Annotated in this window: 14 protein-coding genes; 7 read left to right on the plus strand and 7 right to left on the minus strand. The window is 72.6% G+C overall.

The genetic code is table 11. The annotated features are described in order from the left end of the window. Window positions 1–15: 15 nt before the first annotated feature. From O0S08_RS16640 to O0S08_RS16660, 5 genes are all read left to right on the plus strand, one after another. Window positions 16–642 (plus strand): PAAR domain-containing protein, encoded by a 627-nt coding sequence (locus O0S08_RS16640; RefSeq protein WP_269040139.1) that lies wholly within the window; start codon window positions 16–18, stop codon window positions 640–642. Beyond that, on the plus strand, window positions 639–2,045 hold the full coding sequence (locus tag O0S08_RS16645) for a hypothetical protein (protein WP_269040140.1): 1,407 nt from the start codon (window positions 639–641) through the stop codon (window positions 2,043–2,045). Before O0S08_RS16640 ends, O0S08_RS16645 begins: the two co-directional genes overlap by 4 nt. Then, window positions 2,045–2,935, plus strand: a complete 891-nt coding sequence (locus O0S08_RS16650; RefSeq protein WP_269040141.1) for an Imm72 family immunity protein — start codon at window positions 2,045–2,047, stop codon at window positions 2,933–2,935. Before O0S08_RS16645 ends, O0S08_RS16650 begins: the two co-directional genes overlap by 1 nt. After that, window positions 2,932–3,831 carry a DUF4123 domain-containing protein gene (locus tag O0S08_RS16655; protein ID WP_269040142.1) on the plus strand — a complete coding sequence of 300 codons (900 nt, stop codon included), beginning with the start codon at window positions 2,932–2,934 and terminating at the stop codon, window positions 3,829–3,831. The genes O0S08_RS16650 and O0S08_RS16655 overlap by 4 nt, the downstream gene beginning before the upstream one ends. A gap of 1,059 nt (window positions 3,832–4,890) precedes the next feature. Further along, window positions 4,891–5,868: a sensor histidine kinase gene (locus O0S08_RS16660; protein WP_269040143.1), complete on the plus strand. Its 978-nt coding sequence runs from the start codon at window positions 4,891–4,893 to the stop codon at window positions 5,866–5,868. Between the two features lie 251 nt (window positions 5,869–6,119). Here O0S08_RS16660 and O0S08_RS16665 read toward each other — a convergent pair whose 3' ends face one another. Both O0S08_RS16665 and O0S08_RS16670 read right to left on the minus strand, forming a co-directional pair. Then, complete coding sequence (locus O0S08_RS16665; RefSeq protein ID WP_269040144.1) at window positions 6,120–6,845, minus strand: hypothetical protein; 726 nt, start codon at window positions 6,843–6,845, stop codon at window positions 6,120–6,122. After that, window positions 6,842–7,492 (minus strand): hypothetical protein, encoded by a 651-nt coding sequence (locus O0S08_RS16670; RefSeq protein ID WP_269040145.1) that lies wholly within the window; start codon window positions 7,490–7,492, stop codon window positions 6,842–6,844. Before O0S08_RS16670 ends, O0S08_RS16665 begins: the two co-directional genes overlap by 4 nt. A gap of 208 nt (window positions 7,493–7,700) precedes the next feature. Here O0S08_RS16670 and O0S08_RS16675 point away from each other — a divergent pair, with 208 nt between their 5' ends. Then, entirely contained in the window at window positions 7,701–9,326 is a 1,626-nt protein-coding gene (locus O0S08_RS16675; protein ID WP_269040146.1) for a HEAT repeat domain-containing protein, read from the plus strand. 164 nt (window positions 9,327–9,490) lie between these two features. Here O0S08_RS16675 and O0S08_RS16680 read toward each other — a convergent pair whose 3' ends face one another. Next, window positions 9,491–9,823, minus strand: a complete 333-nt coding sequence (locus O0S08_RS16680) for a hypothetical protein (protein WP_269040147.1) — start codon at window positions 9,821–9,823, stop codon at window positions 9,491–9,493. A 98-nt stretch (window positions 9,824–9,921) separates the two neighbouring features. Further along, complete coding sequence (locus O0S08_RS16685; RefSeq protein ID WP_269040148.1) at window positions 9,922–11,178, minus strand: pectin acetylesterase-family hydrolase; 1,257 nt, start codon at window positions 11,176–11,178, stop codon at window positions 9,922–9,924. 230 nt (window positions 11,179–11,408) lie between these two features. On the opposite strand from O0S08_RS16685, the gene O0S08_RS16690 reads away from it, so the two are divergent. Beyond that, window positions 11,409–12,893 carry a S1 family peptidase gene (locus O0S08_RS16690; protein WP_269040149.1) on the plus strand — a complete coding sequence of 495 codons (1,485 nt, stop codon included), beginning with the start codon at window positions 11,409–11,411 and terminating at the stop codon, window positions 12,891–12,893. 162 nt (window positions 12,894–13,055) lie between these two features. Here the strand turns inward: O0S08_RS16690 and O0S08_RS16695 are convergent, their stop codons facing one another. The 3 genes from O0S08_RS16695 to O0S08_RS16705 form a co-directional block, all read right to left on the minus strand. Continuing rightward, complete coding sequence (locus tag O0S08_RS16695) at window positions 13,056–13,958, minus strand: hypothetical protein (RefSeq protein ID WP_269040150.1); 903 nt, start codon at window positions 13,956–13,958, stop codon at window positions 13,056–13,058. Between the two features lie 374 nt (window positions 13,959–14,332). Next, complete coding sequence (locus tag O0S08_RS16700) at window positions 14,333–15,427, minus strand: WD40/YVTN/BNR-like repeat-containing protein (RefSeq protein WP_269040151.1); 1,095 nt, start codon at window positions 15,425–15,427, stop codon at window positions 14,333–14,335. A gap of 129 nt (window positions 15,428–15,556) precedes the next feature. Continuing rightward, window positions 15,557–16,072 (minus strand): ester cyclase, encoded by a 516-nt coding sequence (locus O0S08_RS16705; protein WP_269040152.1) that lies wholly within the window; start codon window positions 16,070–16,072, stop codon window positions 15,557–15,559. Between the last annotated feature and the right edge of the window lie 243 nt (window positions 16,073–16,315).

A 16,315-nucleotide genomic window follows, 5' to 3' on the forward strand; every position in this document is an offset into this window, starting at 1 on the left:
CCCGAGGGACATGTCATGCCGCCCGCAGCCCGCATCACTGACATGCACGTGTGCCCGGTGCCGACCCACGTCGGCGGCCCGGTGGTCGTCGGCGAGACCTCGGTGCTCATCGGCATGATGCCGGCGGCGCGCGAGGGCGACAAGCTGGTGTGCGCGACCGGCCCCGACAGCGTCGCCCGCGGCGAGCCGTCGGTCCTCATCGGCAACAAGCCGGCCGCGCGCCTCGGCGACCCGACCACCCATGGCGGGACGATCGTCGTCGGCTGCCCGACCGTGATCATCGGCTCGTCGGCCCAGGTCGAGGCGCTCCGCACCGACAAGCCGTTCTGCGAGGAGTGCGAGAAGCAGCGCAACACCACGCTGATCCTCGACCACCGCTACCACGACGACGAGCCGGTGCAGGAGGCCGAGTACGAGGTCGAGCTGCGCGACGGCACCATCCTCAAGGGCAAGCTCGACGCCAACGGCCAGGCCCGCATCGAGGGCGTGCCGCCCGAGCGCGCCAAGGTCCGCTACGGGCCCGACGTGCGCCAGTGGGAGCGCAAGGACCTGACGCCGAACCCGACCTTCAAGGAGTCGTTCGGCGACGGCGACGCCGACGCCGTCATCGACGCCGTCCTCGGCGAGGGGCAGGGGGGATGAGCGGCGGCGATTACATGCGCGCCATCACCGACGTCGGTGAGTGGATCTGGGGCGTCATCCGCGGCGGGTTCAACGAGCAGCAGTCGGTCAGCCAGATCATCGTCGACGCGATCATCGGCATGATCCCCCTGGTCGGCGACGCCACCGCGGTGCGCGACCTGCTGGCGGTGGTCATCCGCCTGGCCGACCACCCGGAGCGGCGCCAGGAGACCATGCAGTGGATCGAGCTGGTGATCTGCCTGTTCGCGCTGATCCCGGTGGCGGGCGGCGCGATCAAGGGCGTCGGTCGCTTGCTCGCGCGCGTCGGTCGCAACGCCGCCGAAGCCGCGCCGGTGCTGCGCGAGGCGATCGAGCTGCTCAACCGCGTCGGCTCCGGCAACGCGGTCCGCTTCATGCGCGAGCTCGACCTGTCGCGCTACACCGCCGAGCTGCAGGGCCAGTTCCGCCGGCTGGTCGGGCGCGTCACCACCACCATCGACGCGATCATGCGCCGCGGGCGGCTCATCCTGCCGAACAGCATGACCGAGCGGCTGCGCGAGCTGCGGGCCGCCATGCAGCAGTTGGGGGCGCTCGGCGACCGCATGATCCCGCAGGCGGTGCGCGACCTGAACGGCTGGCTGCGCACGGTCCAGCGCCACATGTACGCCGGGACGTACCACGAGATCCCGTCGAGCCTGCGCGCCGAGACGCGGGAGTTCGAGCGGGGCCTCATCCGCGAGCGCCGGCTGCCGCGGCCGAACGAGCTGCCGTTCCCGCCGTCGACGATCGCCAACTACCGCCACCGCGTCCCGTGGCCCGACCTGCGCCAGGGCAACTTCCACAACCCGGCGAGCAACCCCTACCGCAACATCCGCACCTTCAGCGGCAACCTGCAGGCGGTGGAGCTGCGGCACCCGCGGAAGATCTACCGCATCATCGAGAACGAGGGCGGCCGCGCCGGCGCCTTCTGGTCGCTCGAGAAGCCGCCGAACGGCCGCCGCTGGCGCGAGGACTACGCGGTGCTCGAGTCGTGGAACCGCGACGGCCACTACATCGAGTTCGAGATCCCGCCGGGCTTTTCGCTCTACGTGTGGCAGGGCAAGGTCGCCAGCCAGGTCGAGACCGACGCGGCGAAGGCGACCTACGGGCAGGTGCTGAACGGCGGCGCGCAGCAGCTGCTGATCGACCTGCGCCACCGGAGCAACGCGTGGGCGCTGGCCCGCGTCGAGGCGCTCCCGCTGCACCGGACCGGCTGGCGCGATCACATGGGCGTCAACGTGCCGAACGAGCAGACCCGTGCCATCCTGCTCGGGCAGGCCGAGCGCGCGGCGCGAGTCGGCAACTTCACCGCGGTCACGCGTGTCACCGGCGCGGGGGTCCGCGGTTCGCAGGCGCAGCAGCGGCAGCAGCAACCGAGGCGGTAGTGACCGAGACCGAGCTCCAGACGACCGTTCGGCCGGTCACGCCGGCCGACTTCACCATCGACGAGACGACCCGCGCGCAGGTGTTCTATCGCCTGCGCCGATACTCGTCGCTGACCTACGTCAAGCGCTGCACGCTGCTGCTGCAGAAGTTCATCGCCGGCTTCGACGAGTGGGCCCGCAAGTCGGGCCCCGACCACACGCAGTTCGCCCGCAAGGCGCTGCAGTCGCTGTACCCGCCGCTCGCGGCGCTCGAGCAGGTCCCGGGCCTTTTGCTCGGCAACCAGAAGACGCGGGCCTACGACGCGCTGATCCAGGCCGGCTTCCTCGCCGAGCTGCTCGGCCAGGGCTTCGACGGCGGCATGCGCTGGGAGCCGTTCGGCTACAACTACGGCGAGCGGCCGAGCGTCGGCCTGTTCGCCTGGGCCGAGCGGGCGATCGACATGGCGGCGCAGATGCAGCGCACCGCCGAGGCCGGGTGGTCCTACTCGCTGATGGCCCTCCAGCGCCCGGCGCCGCCGCACGCCCACCTCGAGCCGATGCCGCGGGCCGACGGCATCGTGATCGACCCGGACGAGGACGTGCCCGTCACCGGCGTGTGGGTGCCGCTCGACGTGCCCCACGGCTGCCCCAACTACCTGGTCGAGGGCGTGCCGGCGCCCGACCTCTCGGTCGAGACCCAGCGCGTCGACTCCGAGGGCTACCCCGGCGACTCCGAGAACCCGCCGATCGCGGCGCGCACCGACTTCGTCTACGAGGACGTGCCGACCCGCTGGCAGCTGGCGTGGGACGACATCCGCTACCGCGCGGGCGTCGAGATCGACGAGCCCGAGTTCCTCGACGAGGAGACCGAGCTGCCGCTGTGGCCGCCGGCTCATCCGCCTTCGCCATGAGCGCGAGCCCTGCCACGAGCCCCTCTCACGACGGCCCGCCGGACTTCGACGGGTCGGCGCCGCGGCTCGTCGTCGAGGTGCTGTGGGGGCCGGAGCAGGGCAGGAAGGCGGTGATCGCCGCCGGCGGCGCGATCACGGTCGGGCGCGACGCGGCGGCCGGCCTGTGCCTGGCCCACGACCAGGCGCTGGCGCCGATCCACCTCCAGATCGAGTGGGACGGGCGGGTCGCGGCGGTCCAGGCGCTGGTGAACGATCCGACATGTCTCGGCGGACAGCCCGTGCGCGAGGGCCGGAGCGGCCACGGCGGCTGGGTCCGCGCCGGCGCGTCCGACCTGGCGCTGGCGATCGAGCGCCACACGCCGCCGGAGACGCCGCCGACGCCGGAGAGCGTGGCCGCGGCCGCGCCGGCCCTCGCGGCGCTCAAGGCCCAGCCCGGCCGCCTGTTCGCGGTCGCCGACGCGTCGCGCGACGAGCGGGTGCGCCTGCTCCTGCGCGAGTCGCCTGCCCGCTACAGGTCGCTGTTCGACGGCTGGCAGGGCGACGCGCTCGCCGAGGGCGCGCCGTACCTGGTCGAGCTCGGGCCGCCGCACCCGCAGCTCCTGGACGACCTGGTGGTCGAGGCCTGGCATACCGACGACAAGCGGCGCGACGGCGACGGCGGCTGGTCGATCTTCCTCTCGGTGCCCGACGGGCGCGAGTTCGAGGCCGTGCGCCGCCACCTGCGCAAGTTCCTCATGGTCGAGCTCGATCGCTACAAGGTCTACTTCCGCTTCTACGATCCGCGGGTGCTGCGGGCGTTCGTGCCGACCTGCAGCGCGGCGGAGCGGCGCGAGTTCCTGGCCGACTTCGCGTGGCATGTCACCTGTCCCCAGGGACTGGTGACCTTTCGGGCGTGACGGTCCGGAGGGAGCCGCAACGACCGAGGCGGGCGCGGCGGAGCCCTCGGCCCGGGACGTCTGTGCATCCCGCACGCGGCGGACTCGACCGGCCGGCGGCGCCAGGCGGATCACCTGTCCTCGGGGACTGGTAATCGTTCGGGCATGACGGTCCGGCCATGTGCTGTGCATCTCGTAGACGCCGGGCTCGACCGGCCGGCGGCGCCAGGCGGATCACCTGTCCTCGGGGACTGGTGAGCGTTCGGCCATGACGGTCCGGAGTGCGCCGCCGCAACAGTTTCGGGCGTGTGCTGGGCATCCCGCACGCGGCGGGCTCGACCGGTCGGCGGTGCAAGTTCACGCCGCGGCGCTTCCGACTCGAGCGGCGGCCGGCGAACGTGGTCCGGGAGTGACGCGCCGCGCACCCGCCGGGCCGGGGGCTCTGGCGGCCGCGCCGGCCAGGTTTGCGCGGGAGCGGGCCGCTCGGCCGGAGCCCCCGGGCTGCGCCCGCGCGACCCGGCGCTACGCTTGCCGCGGCGTGACCGACCCACGGCCGACAGTCGAGCGCGTGATCTCCGACGCCCAGGACCGGCTCCCCGCGGCCCGGGTGCGTCCGCCCCGCGGCGGGCAGAAGGCCCTGTCGTTCGGGACAGGTCGGCCGACGAGCGGGCTCGGCGGGGAGGATGACGTCTCCGCAGCGACAGGTCGACGCGCCTGCGACCGGCGCGCCTTCCACATGCTCGAAGAGACATGTCTTCACCCTCGCGGCCGGCGTGCCCTTCACATGTTCGAAGAGACATGCCTTCGGCCTCGCGGCCGGTGCGCCTTGCACATGCTCGAAGAGACATGTCTTCACCCTCGCGGCGGGCGTGCCCTTCACATGCTCGAAGAGACATGCCTTCACCCTCGCGGCCGGTGCGCCTTCCACGTGCTCGAAGAGACATATCTTCATGATCGCGGCCGGCGTGCCCTTCACATGCTCGAAGAGACATGTCTTCACCCTCGCGGCGGGCGCGTCTTCCACATGCTCGAAGAGACATGTCGGCGCCAGGGCCCGCGAGCGCGGGAGGAGGCCGGGCGGTGAAGCTGCGGGCGCGGCTGGCCGCGGCGCTGGTCGTCGTCGCCGCGCCGATCCTGATCGGAGTCAGCGCGCTGCCGGAGCCGTTGCTCGGGCGCACTGCGGCGCTGGGCCTCGGCTTCGGCCTCGGGGTCGCGGCCGCGCTCGGGGTCGCCGGTCCGATCTTCGCCCGGATCCGCCGGCTCGCCGCGGCGGCCCGCGACGCCGCCGAGAGCGGGCATCGCCGCGAGATCGAGGTCCGCGGCGACGACGAGCTCGCCGAGCTGGCGCACACCCTCAACGCCGTCGGCCGGGCGGTGCGTGACCACGTCGCCCTGAGCGAGCGGCGCAACGCGGCCCTGCGCGACATCCTCGTCGACGCCACCCACGACGTCATGCTGCCGCTCACCGCCCTGCACGGCCACCTGGGCGACCTCGGCCCCGGCGCGGCGATCGCCGAGGTCCACCACATCGCCGGGCTGCTGCGCAATCTGGCCGCCGCGGCCGCGCTGGCCACCGAGGCCGCGCCGGCGCGCGTGGCGATCGACCTCAACGCGGTGCTGTTGCGGGTGGTGGTCCGGGCGACCGCGCCGGCGCGCAAGGCGGGGGTCGAGCTGGTCTCGGCGGTGCCCGAGGCGACCGTGTGGGTCGAGGGCGACGCCCTGCTGATCGAGCAGGCGCTGGTCAACGTGATCGACAACGCGGTCGCCTACAACCACCGCGGCGGCCACGTCGCGGTGGTGCGGGTCCGCCGCGGTCACGAGGGCTTCGCCCTGCGCGTCGAGGACGACGGCCCGGGCGTGACGCCCGACGAGCTGCCGCGCCTGACCGAGCGGTACTTCCGCGGCGCCCACGGCGAGCAGGCCAGGCCCGGCGGGCGCGGCCTCGGGCTCCACATCGCCGCCAGGGTCGCCGAGGCCCACGGCTTCGCGCTCGAGCTGGCCCGCGGGCCCTACGGCGGGCTGTGCGTCGAGCTGCGCGGCCGCCGGCGCCGCGCCTGAGGCCGCCGCAAGGGCGGCGCGGCGGCAGGGTCGCATGGCCGGCGACAGGTCCTTGCGGGGCCTCGCCGCCTGGCCGTTCGGGCATGTCTGAAGCGGAGCTCGCGCAGTCGCGCGGCGACAGCCCCCTGGGATCGCGCGGCCGGCGTGGCCTCGCTGCCTGTCTATTCAGGCATGTCCTCAAAAGAATGTCTGTTCAGCCATGTCCATTCGGGCATGACCTCGAGAACATGCTCGAACGACCTCTCGCGGGCTCAGCGGTTGTCGAGCGCGACGCGGCGGAACGGCACGCAGCGGCTGTCCGAGGCGCCGGGCGTGGTGAAGCACCGGATGCCGGACTCCGGCGCATCGACGATCAGGTTGAAGCGCCAGTCCCAGCCGTCGCCGACGGCAGCGTCGGCCGAGAACGTCGACCGCAACAAGAACGTCGCGCGCTGATGCGGCGGCAGGGTGGTTGTCTCGCGCTCCTCGCTCTCGAAAAAGAGGCTGCCGCCCGCCGGAGGGAAGCCGACGAGGTCGACGCCTGCGATCCGCAGCGAGGCCTCGCAGCCGTTGTACAGCTCGATCGCCGCTCGCGGCGGTGCGCCGCGGATCGCCCGCAGCTCCACCGCCAGGCAGTTCTCGACCTGCTGGCCTCTCTCCTCCGCGGAGCGGCGCTCGATCTCTGCCCGCCGGGCCGCGGCGGCGCGATCGTCGAGCACGACCGCGACGATGTAGCCGCCCGCCAGCAGCACGTGCATGACCCCCGGCCCCCAGGTGCGCCGGCCGACCCACAGCATGAGGAAGGTCGTCACGATCGCGTAGGCGACGAAGAGGATCAGCGAGGCGTACGCCGCGAAGCCCGAGAGGTCGAAGCCGCCGCGCGGCGGGCCGAACAGGACCTCGCTGAAGACGTAGAAGTACAGGACGACCAGCGCCGCCAGGGCGAGGCCGTGGATCCGCCAGGCGGGCCGCGTGTCGCGGCGATCGGGCTCGCTCACGGCTGGGGCGCGGCCGGGGCGGCGGCCAGCGCGTTGCGGAACTCGGGGGTCTGGGCCAGCTTGACCGAGCCGTCGAGGGTGGCGTCGCCGAACGCCTGCAGGAAGTTGCCCTCCTCCTGGCTGCGGCCCCAGCGGCTGCTCTTGCCGGCGATCGGGCCCTGCCAGAGGGTGGTGCTGCTGCGGTCGATGAGCCAGCCCTGGGCCATCAGCGTGGCCTGGTAGACGTTGCCCTCGACGATCCAGAACTGGTCGAGCTGCAGCTGCAGGGTGTGCGTCGCGGCCAGCGGGTCGGCGGTGACCGGGAAGCCGAGCGCGGCCAGCTCCTTGGCGAACACGTTGCGCACGTACTCGGTCGGGACCTGCCCGCCGGCGGCGTTGTAGACCGGGGCGTCGGGGTTGGCGTCCTCGCTGACCCCGAGCAGGTGCGGGTCCTGCACCTGCCGCTTGTCGACGATCTGGGCGATGAAGATGAGGGTGCCCGGGGGGACCGCCACGAGGCCCGCGACCTTGGAGGGGTCGGCCTTCTCGGTCGGCGCGTAGACCAGCGGGAACGAGATGATGTCGGGCGACGAGGCGCAGGCGCCTGCGGTCAGCGCGGCGGAGAGGAGGCCGCAGGCGAGGAGCGAGGAGCGAGCGCGGTGCTGCATGGCGGGCACAGTAGCACCGCGGGGCGGGGCGGGCGACGCAGCCCGCCGCAGCCGCGGAAGTGCAAACGGTGACGCCGATCACCGGGGCAGCGCCGGGCGCGCAGACGAACGCAATCGCGGTTGACGGCGTTCAAAAGCCCGCCATCGGCCGATCCCGACCGGCTGCGTGCTGCAGACAAGGCGAGCGCGCAGGGGTATGGTCGCGGTGGTGCTCGCCAACCTCGACGCGATCGACTGGAAGTCCCTGCGACACGCCTACGGGGAGGCGAGCGACGTGCCCAAGCTGATCCGCGCGCTCGTCAGCGATCATCCCGGCAAGCGGGAGGGCGCACTCGACGCGCTGTTCTCGACGATCTGGCATCAGGGCACCGTGTACTCGGCGAGCCCCGCCGCGGTGCCGTTCCTGGTCGAGCTGCTCGACGCCGAGGCGCAGGAGGATCTGCCCGCGATCCTCGAGCTGCTCGCGCACCTCGCCACGGGCACGCCGGACGACGACGTCGACGCGGCGCCCAACCCCGCCACGGCCGCGCGCGAGGCCGTCTCGCGCGGGATCGAGGTCTACGCGCGCCGGCTCGGCCACCCCGAGCCGGCGGTGCGCGTCGCCGCGGCTTACCTGCTCGGCCTGTTCGCGGTCGAGGAGGCCCGCGCGCCGCTCGAGGCGGCCGTCGAGGACGACTCCGAGCCGGCGGTCCGCGCGGTGGCTGGGTTCGCGCTCGGCTGCATCGCCGACGCGGCCCGGGCCGACGGGTTGCGCGAGCGCCTGGTCGACATCAGCGAGCACCCCGCGGTGCGACTCTACGCCGGCCTCGGCCTGACGCGCGGCGGCGCGCCGGTGGACGGTCCGCACTTCGAGGCGCTCGCCGAATTGATCGCCGACGTCGACCTGTTCGGCCAGCTCGACGAGCTGCACGACAACGCCGCGCGCATGAGCTACGGGCCGCTGGCCGACGGCCTCCTGCGCCTGCCCGCGGCCGCGCGCCTGCGCCTGGCCCCCGCGCTCGGGCGCGCGCTCGAGGCGGTCCGCGGCCGCGACGCGCTCGGCCTGGCGACCGCGCTGCTCGGCCTCGTGTTCGCCGACGCGGCCGTGCCCGCGGGCGCGACCGCGGCGAACCTCGGCGAGGTCCAGCGCGAGGTGCTCGCCAGCCTCGTGCGCGCCCCGGCCGCCTGGCGCTACGCCAACATCGGCGTGGCGCTGCGCGACATCGGCCTGCCGCCGGCGCTGACCGAGCGGGCCGCGCTGGCGGAGTGGCTCGGGGTCGACGCGGCCGAGCTGGCCGAGGACGACGAGGACGACGACGGCGACGAGGCTGCGGGCGAGGGCGACGGGGACGACGAGGACGCCGGCGTCGACGTCGAGGCGCCCGAGCCCGACGCCGACGAGCTCGACCGGATCGGCCGGTTCGTCACCTGTCTCGACGGACAGGACTGGCGCGAGGCCCGGCAGTGGTTCGCCTTTTTTCAGCAGATGCGAGGGGTCGCCCGCGTCGAGCCGCCGGCCATCGGCCGCTACTTCGGCGCCCACGCCAACCTCGAGGCCGGCTACTGGCTGTACGACCGCGAGCTGTCGCGCTCGCTCGGCACCTGCGTCCCGCTCGAGCACATCCGCCTGGCCGTCGGCCGCAAGGACTCCGACGACCAGGTGGCCCTGCGGATCCGCGTCGACGACGACTGCCTCGACGCGGTCCTCGCCGCCATCGTCCGCCACCAGGACCGCGTCACCCCGACCGACTTCACCGCCCTGGCGATCGACCTCATCGGCGCCGCGCCCGAGGTGCTGCTGGAGACCGGCCGGGCCCAGCGCGCCCGCCTCGGCCGCGCCGCCGGCAGCGCCTAGCGCCCGCACCGGCGACGTTCGCCGGGGATGTCCTGAGGGACATGTTCCAGAGGCGTGTCTCGAAGGACAGGTGAGCGCACTGCATGCGCCGGCCTGGCCGTTCGCTCATGAACGAACGACCATGTCGGCCTGGACATGTCCCGGACCGCGGCGGCGCCGCCGAGCTACGGGATCTTGCGCAGCCGGACGTCGCCGGCGGGTCCGCCGACGTCGGTGAAGATGCCGGACAGGCTGGCCGGGCCCTCGACCTTGCCGACGTAGAGCGCGTGATAGCCGGTCTTGTCGTTGACCTGGCGGATCGAGAACAGGGTCCCGCGCGCGGACGTGTACAGGGTCCCCTGGAAGTGGCTCGGGTCGTCGGCGGGGAACACGTAGCGGCCGACGAAGTGCTCCGGGTCGAGCTGAATGATGATCAGCTCGGAGGGCACTGTGGTGGGCGCGAGCTGCCCGTTGAGGGTCCGGTCGAAGCTGAATTCCCAACGTCCGCTGAGGTCCATACGGGCTCCCGAGGCCCGACCGTAGGGCTCCGCCCCGCGTCCGTCAATGGCCGCGCGCGCGTTCGCCAGCGCGCGCGGCGGGCGGCGGCCGCGTGGGCCTAGTTGTCCTCGTCCGGCTGGACGCTCTCGCGGTAGCTGACGAGCGGCTTGTCGTCGTCGAGCAGGGTGCCGATGAAGTCGCCGAGGTCCACGCCCTGCTCCTCGATCTCGGTGTCGAGGTACGAGATGATCGACACGCAGTGGCTGTCGTTGAGCTCGCGCCAGTAGGGCAGGTAGTACGCCATGTTGGGGTGCGGGTCGTACAGCGCGGTCATGAGGTCGGTGTCCTCGGCCCAGTACTCGTGGATCTTCTCCTTCGTCATGTTCGGGTAGAAGCGCTCGTACGAGTAGCGCGAGTAGTTGTAGTCGCGCTGGTAGAACACGGTGCTGAGGCGGTCGTCGGGGTAGAGCGCGGCGAGGTGGGTGTTGAGCACGCCGAAGTCGCTGCCGATCTCGTAGCCGGGCGGCAGCTCGCTGAACACCGAGTCCACGTTCCACGAGGAGCGGATCTTCTCGTGCAGCGGCCCGGACCAGCCGGTGCTGGGGAAGATCGGGCCCGAGTCGTCCATCAGGTAGCCGCGCTGAGCGTCGATGCGCGAGCGGAAGAAGTGATAGTTGATGAGCGCGCCGGCCCCGCCCGCGCTGCAGCCGGTGACGAACAGGCGGTCGGTGCCCGGGAACTGGGTCGCCATCCAGTCGGTCGCGATGCTCACGTTGTTGTGGCCGTTGTGGTGGAACTCGAGGTCGGGCTCGACGCCCTCGGGGTCCTGGTACACGATCACGTTGTTGCCCGTGTGCACGTCGCCGGTGCAGTACGGGAGGAACACCATGTTCCAGTCCTTGGTGAGGCCCTCGACGTCGCGGCGCATCAGCGGGGACAGATTCTTCGTCAGCGGGTCGTTGAGGAGGTTGTCGGGGACGCCGTCGGGGTGCGCGGCGCCGAGGTCGGCCTTGCCGGAGCAGGTGTCGAAGTCCCAACAGGCGCCGCCCGGCTCGAGCATCACCAGCAGGTCCTTGGCGCCCTCGTGCCAGTTGACGAAGATCTTGTACTGGCTGTTGTTGCCGCACACCGCTCCCTCGAGCGGGATGGTGATCCACTGATCGTACGCCGGCGGCTCGATCGGGCCGGCCGTCGTCGTATCGGTGGTCGTGTCGCCAGATGTGGTGGTCGGGTCGTCGGTGGTCCCGCCGGTGGTGGTCCCGCTCGTCGGTTCGGCCGTCGTCCCGGTCGGCTCGGTCGACGTGTCCGTGTCGGGGATCACCGCCGTGCCGCCGCCCGTGGTGCCGTCATCGCCGCAGCCCGCAGACAGGGCCAAAACACCCGCAACAGCGAGCCTGTGTCGCAACAACCTGTGCTCGAAATTCATGCCACCGCTCCTCAGGTCATCCACGGTAGCAAAACTCACCTGTTGTTCGTGAGACCATCGAAACGCTGTATCTCGTGCGTTTCCCCGGCGAGTTCAAACCCCTCGCGCGATACCGCCCGATCACACGCACGGGGCCCCACCGCTTGGTCAGGCCTCGGCCGTAGTGCCATGGTAGGGCGATGAGGCCCCCAGCGTACATCTCAGCCGCCTTCGTCGCCCTCTCGTTCGCCACCCCGGCTGCAGCCGACGAGCCGCCCGATGTCCTCGGCTTCCCGGTCGAGCCGACCGAGATCTACGGCGGCGTGGACACGGTGTCGTGCGGCTGGCCGACGACCGTGTCGATGCTCGGCCAGTGCACCGGAACGCTGGTTCACCCCGAGGTCGTCATCTTCGCGGCGCACTGCGGGTCCGGCTACAACGCCGTGATCCTCGGCGAGTCGATCAACGGGCCGAAGCGCCAGGTGCCCACGGAATTCTGCCAAACCTTCCCGGGCGGCGGCCCGGGGAACGGCCAGGATTTCGCGTTTTGCAAGCTGTCGCAGCCGCAGCTCGACATCCCGATCGTGCCCATCCTCATGGGTTGCGAGACCGACATCCTGAAACCCGGCCAGCAGGTGACGATCGTCGGCTTCGGCAACGCCGACACCGGGCCGTACGGGGTCAAGCGCGAGGTCGTCACGACGATCAACAACATCACCGGCAACAACGAGGTCGACATCGGCGGCAACGGCAAGGACAGCTGTCAGGGCGACTCCGGCGGGCCGGTGTTCGTGCAGGTGGCCGACGGCTCGTGGCGCGTGTTCGGCATCACCTCCTACGGCGGCGCGTGCGGGACCGGCGGCATGTACTCGCAGATGCACCGCGGCATCGACTGGTTCGAGCAGCAGAGCGGGATCGATCTGACGCCGTGCCACAACGCCGACGGCACGTGGAACCCGACGCCGGGGTGCAAGGGCTTCCCGCTCAACCCGGGGGTCACCAACGGCGACTGGGGCACCGGCTGCGGCGGCGGCCCGGTCGGCGGCCAGAGCGTGACCTGCGGCTCGGCGGCCTGCGACGAGGCGGCCGACAAGGAGGGCCCGACGGTCAGCGTGCTGTCGCCGGCGGACGAGACGGTGCTGACGGCGCCCGACATGGCGATGAACGTGTCGACGATGATCAGCGTCGGCGCGACCGACAACGCCGGCGGCTGCGGGGTGAAGGAGGTCCACCTCCTCATCAACGGCAACGACGTCGGCGGGGTCGACATCGCCGAGCCGTACGACTTCGCCAACGTGTCGTTCCCGACCGGCTGCTGGGAGGTCGGGGCGAAGGCGATCGACTGGGTCGGCAACGAAGGCATGGCCGAGCCGATCACCCTGTGCATCAATCAGGACCCGCCGCCGCCGCCGCCGCCGCCGCCGCCGGACACCACCGACGGCGACAGCGAGTCGGGCGGCGACAGCGAGTCCGGCGAGCCGACCACCGGCGCGCCGACGACCGGCAACGCCGACCCGACCAATGGCAGCGGGCCGGTCACGACCGTCGGCCCGGCCACGGCCGGCGACACCGCGGGGATGGAGGACAGCGACGGCTGCGCCTGCGCGGCCGACGGCTCCGACGCGAAGGGCGGGGCGCTCATGCTGCTCGGCCTGGCCCTGCTCGGCCGCCGGCGCCGGCGCTGAGCGGGACCTCCGGACAGGTCCGGCCGCGCGCCGTCGCGGCCCGGCGGGCGGCGATCCGCCGCTGGAGGGCGGCGGTGCCGGGTTGTCCGTCCGGGCATGTCGGAAGGGGCATGCCCGGACCGACAGGGCCGAGCAGACATGTCCTGGCGGACATATCCTTCATCAAAAGCGGCCGGCGACCGTCAGGCCGACGAAGCGGCCGGACACGCTCGGCTCGATCCGCAGGTCGCGGAGCCGCGACACCCGGGCGCCGCGGACGTACGACACGCCGTAGGCGAGCAGCCCGGCGCCGGCGATCGTGAGCGCCTGGCCGGTGGCGGTCAGCACCAGCCAGGTGCTCCAGCGATCGCGCACGCAGTCCGCGGTCAGCTGGCCCTCCCGGCGGCAGGTCTCGGCCCCGAACCTGTCGCGCCACAGGGCCACGCGCGAGCCGATGTACGTCGCCAGGCCGACCGCGAGCAGGCCGGTGCCGGCCCCGAGGTAGGCCGCGGCGGTCCGCTCGCGGCGGTCGTGACGGGCCCGGTTCCACGCCGAGAAGCGCCCGCGCACCGTGCCGCCGCCGGCCGCCAGCCCGAGGGCGGCGAGGTTGAACATCGGCGCGACGGTCGAGTAGCCGAGGTAGCGCAGCGACTCGTCGATGCAGCTGGTCACGGCGACTTGCAGCTCGGGCCACACGAACTGCTGGTTGCAGCCGCGGCGGAGGAGTCCGATCCGCAACACGTGCGCGGTGAGGCCGAGGCCGCCCGCCACACCGGCGCTGACCAGCAGGCCGAGCCCCGACAGCGGCATCGCGGGCGGCAGCTCGCGCGCGGGCGGAGGCGCGGCCGGGCGGACGAGCGTGAGCGAGACGAGCAGGGCGAGCGCGGGCGACATCGCCGCAAGGTGGGCGCGATCGTTCGCCAGCGCCAGCGCGCGGGGCCGGCCGCGAGGCTCCGGAGAGTCGTCGCTGTGCGCCGCGTCGCAGCGGGCGCGAGCGTGGGCCGTCGCGGGCGGCGGCTTCGATGTCCCGGAGGACAGGTTGCGGTGGCGGTGTTCGGGTCGCTCGCAGGCTGTCTCATGGGACATGTCTTCGAGGCGATCGAGGTCGCCGGTGGGTTCCGAAGGACAGGTCGGAGCGGTCGCCCGCAGGCTGGTCCATGGGACAGGCCGTCGACGCGATCGAGGTCGCCGGTGGGTCCCGAAGGACAGGTCGGACGGGCGCTCGTCGGCGGGTCCATGGGACAGGGCCCTCGACGCGACCCGGGGTCACCCGGTGAGTCCCGAAGGACAGGTCGGACGGGCGCTCGTCGGCGGGTCCATGGGACAGGGCCCTCGACGCGACCCGGGGTCACCCGGTGAGTCCCGAAGGACAGGTCGGGACGGCGGTGTTCGGCCGCCCGCGGATGGTCCTTGGGACAGATCGTCGACGCGGCCCGGGAATGCCAGGCGCGGAGGGCCGCTCAAGGGTCTTGCTGCACCTTGCACGCGCCGCTGGGCGTGAGGGTGACGAACGCGAGCAGGCCGGCCTCGCCGGCGACCAGGGCGCCCGAAGCGTTGCCGCGAGACACCACGCGCGCGCCGGGGCCGACCGTCGTGGGAGGGGCGAGCATGTCGGACTCGGGCCAGCTGCCGAGGCTGCCGTCGTCGTGGAGGGTGGCGAGGATGTTGTCGACGCGGGTGATGCCGACGACCGGGGTCGCAGGCTCGACCGGGTAGAACGAGGCCTCGCTGCCGCTCCCGGCTTGATGGAGCACCTTGCCGGTGGCGGTGACGATCGCGGCCTCGTCGTAGACCTCGGCGATCTGCACGAGGTCGTCGGTGGTGTCGGTGTCGACGGGACCCCAGGTGACGCCGCCGTCGACGCTGAGGAGCGCGAGACCGCCGGCGCCGACCGCCACCAGCGGGCTGCCGGTGACCGCGTGGAACGAGCCGGTGGCGGCGGGCGCGAGCGCGACCGGCTGCCAGGTCGCGCCGGCGTCGGTGGAGCGCACGATCACGCCGTCGCCGACGGCGACCCCGTGCAGCGACGACTCGCCGTCGACGAGGAAGTTGAAGAACACCACGTCGCGCAGCGCGGCCTCGGTGCCGAGATCGACGGGGGTCCAGGTCTCGCCGCCGTCGACGCTGCGCCGGGCGACGCCGCCGTCGCCGACGACCATCCAGGTGTCGGCGTCGGCCAGCTCGACCCGGCGGAGGGCCGGCTCCGCGGGCAGCGCCAGGGCGTGGAACACTCCGCCCTCGTCGGGGCGAAACAGTCGACCATCGGCCGCCAGCGCCAGCGCGGCCTTGGAGTTGAGCGCCGCGACCGAGACGAACTCGACCGCCTCGTCGGCGGTGAGCGGGGTGACCTCCAGGTCGTAGAGGAAGTCGTCGCAACCGGTCGTGCTCTCGGTGACGGTCGGCGACTCCTCGGTCGGGTCGGGCGGCAAGCTCGTGGTCGATGCGTCCGTCGAGGACGAGGCCGAGCCGTCGGTGTCGGCGCCGGGCTCGTTGCACGCGGGCAGCAGCACCGGCAGCGCGATCAGGAGCGAGAGAGGCGAGCGAGGCGAAGTCATGGCAGTGCGTTCAATTCGTCGCGACCTGCGCGGGCTGTCAATCGTGCGACATTGGTCGCTTCGCGCCCCCAGCGAGGGGCCCCGGCGGCAACCCAGGAGACACCGGTCGACGGCGACGAGCGCAGGACTTCAGCGCGGGTCCGGGCCCGGCGGGGCCGGCTGGGCCAGCCGCTGGGCGAGCTCGTACGCGCTGCGTTCGACCCAGTTGTGCGCCAGCTTGCCGTCCCGCACCTCCCACACGGCGATGCCGGTGAACTCGATCGGCCGGTCGTCGGGGGGCGTGTTCAGGATGCCCTGATTGAAGCCCGTGACGACCCAGCGCGACACCACGCGGGTCCCGTCGGCGCTGCCGAACATGTCGCGGCTCGTCAGCCGCAGCTCGCGGATCTTCGCGCTGAACGAGCGCACCCACTCCTTGAAGGCGGCGCGCCCGACGACATCCGTGCCTGCCGTGGTGAGGATGAAGTCCTCGGTGCAGAGCCTGTCGATCGTGTCGAAGTCCGGGGGCGGGTTGTACACCTTGGCCCAGAACTCGCTCAGGAGCTGCACTCCCACGCTGTCCTGTCGCGTCTCGTCGGTCCGGCTGGCGCACGCGCTCGCTGCCGCGGGAAGGAGGAGGGTCGTCAGGGCCTGGCGTCGGTGCATGGTCGACCTCGGGTTGCGAGGCCGCTCGACCGGCCGCTCGCGGGGGTCGAACGCTCCTCTTCGAGCAGCTTATTCCTGCCCACGGGGGCCGCTGCGGCGCGGCGCCTCGCCGGTGGCGCGAGACGGTCCAGGGCTAGGCGTTTTTCACCCGTCGCCGACGTCGGCGCGGGCCTCGGCTGTTCGCCGGGCACGCCGGGTCGCCGGTCGGGCGGGTGCTCCGGCGATGGCTCGTGGGGACGGCTG

This window comes from Nannocystis punicea (assembly GCF_026965555.1).
Taxonomy (GTDB): domain Bacteria; phylum Myxococcota_A; class Polyangia; order Nannocystales; family Nannocystaceae; genus Nannocystis; species Nannocystis punicea.

Bases quoted from the DNA above. Each gene is read 5' to 3' on its own strand.
- O0S08_RS16680 (WP_269040147.1), bottom strand. From the start codon at position 9,823: ATGGACCTCAGCGGACGTTGGGAATTCAGCTTCGACCGGACCCTCAAC.
- O0S08_RS16670 (WP_269040145.1), bottom strand. From the start codon at position 7,492: ATGCAGCACCGCGCTCGCTCCTCGCTCCTCGCCTGCGGCCTCCTCTCC.
- O0S08_RS16695 (WP_269040150.1), bottom strand. From the start codon at position 13,958: ATGTCCCATGAGACAGCCTGCGAGCGACCCGAACACCGCCACCGCAAC.
- O0S08_RS16640 (WP_269040139.1), top strand. From the start codon at position 16: ATGCCGCCCGCAGCCCGCATCACTGACATGCACGTGTGCCCGGTGCCG.
- O0S08_RS16705 (WP_269040152.1), bottom strand. From the start codon at position 16,072: ATGCACCGACGCCAGGCCCTGACGACCCTCCTCCTTCCCGCGGCAGCG.
- O0S08_RS16655 (WP_269040142.1), top strand. From the start codon at position 2,932: ATGAGCGCGAGCCCTGCCACGAGCCCCTCTCACGACGGCCCGCCGGAC.
- O0S08_RS16700 (WP_269040151.1), bottom strand. From the start codon at position 15,427: ATGACTTCGCCTCGCTCGCCTCTCTCGCTCCTGATCGCGCTGCCGGTG.
- O0S08_RS16645 (WP_269040140.1), top strand. From the start codon at position 639: ATGAGCGGCGGCGATTACATGCGCGCCATCACCGACGTCGGTGAGTGG.
- O0S08_RS16690 (WP_269040149.1), top strand. From the start codon at position 11,409: ATGAGGCCCCCAGCGTACATCTCAGCCGCCTTCGTCGCCCTCTCGTTC.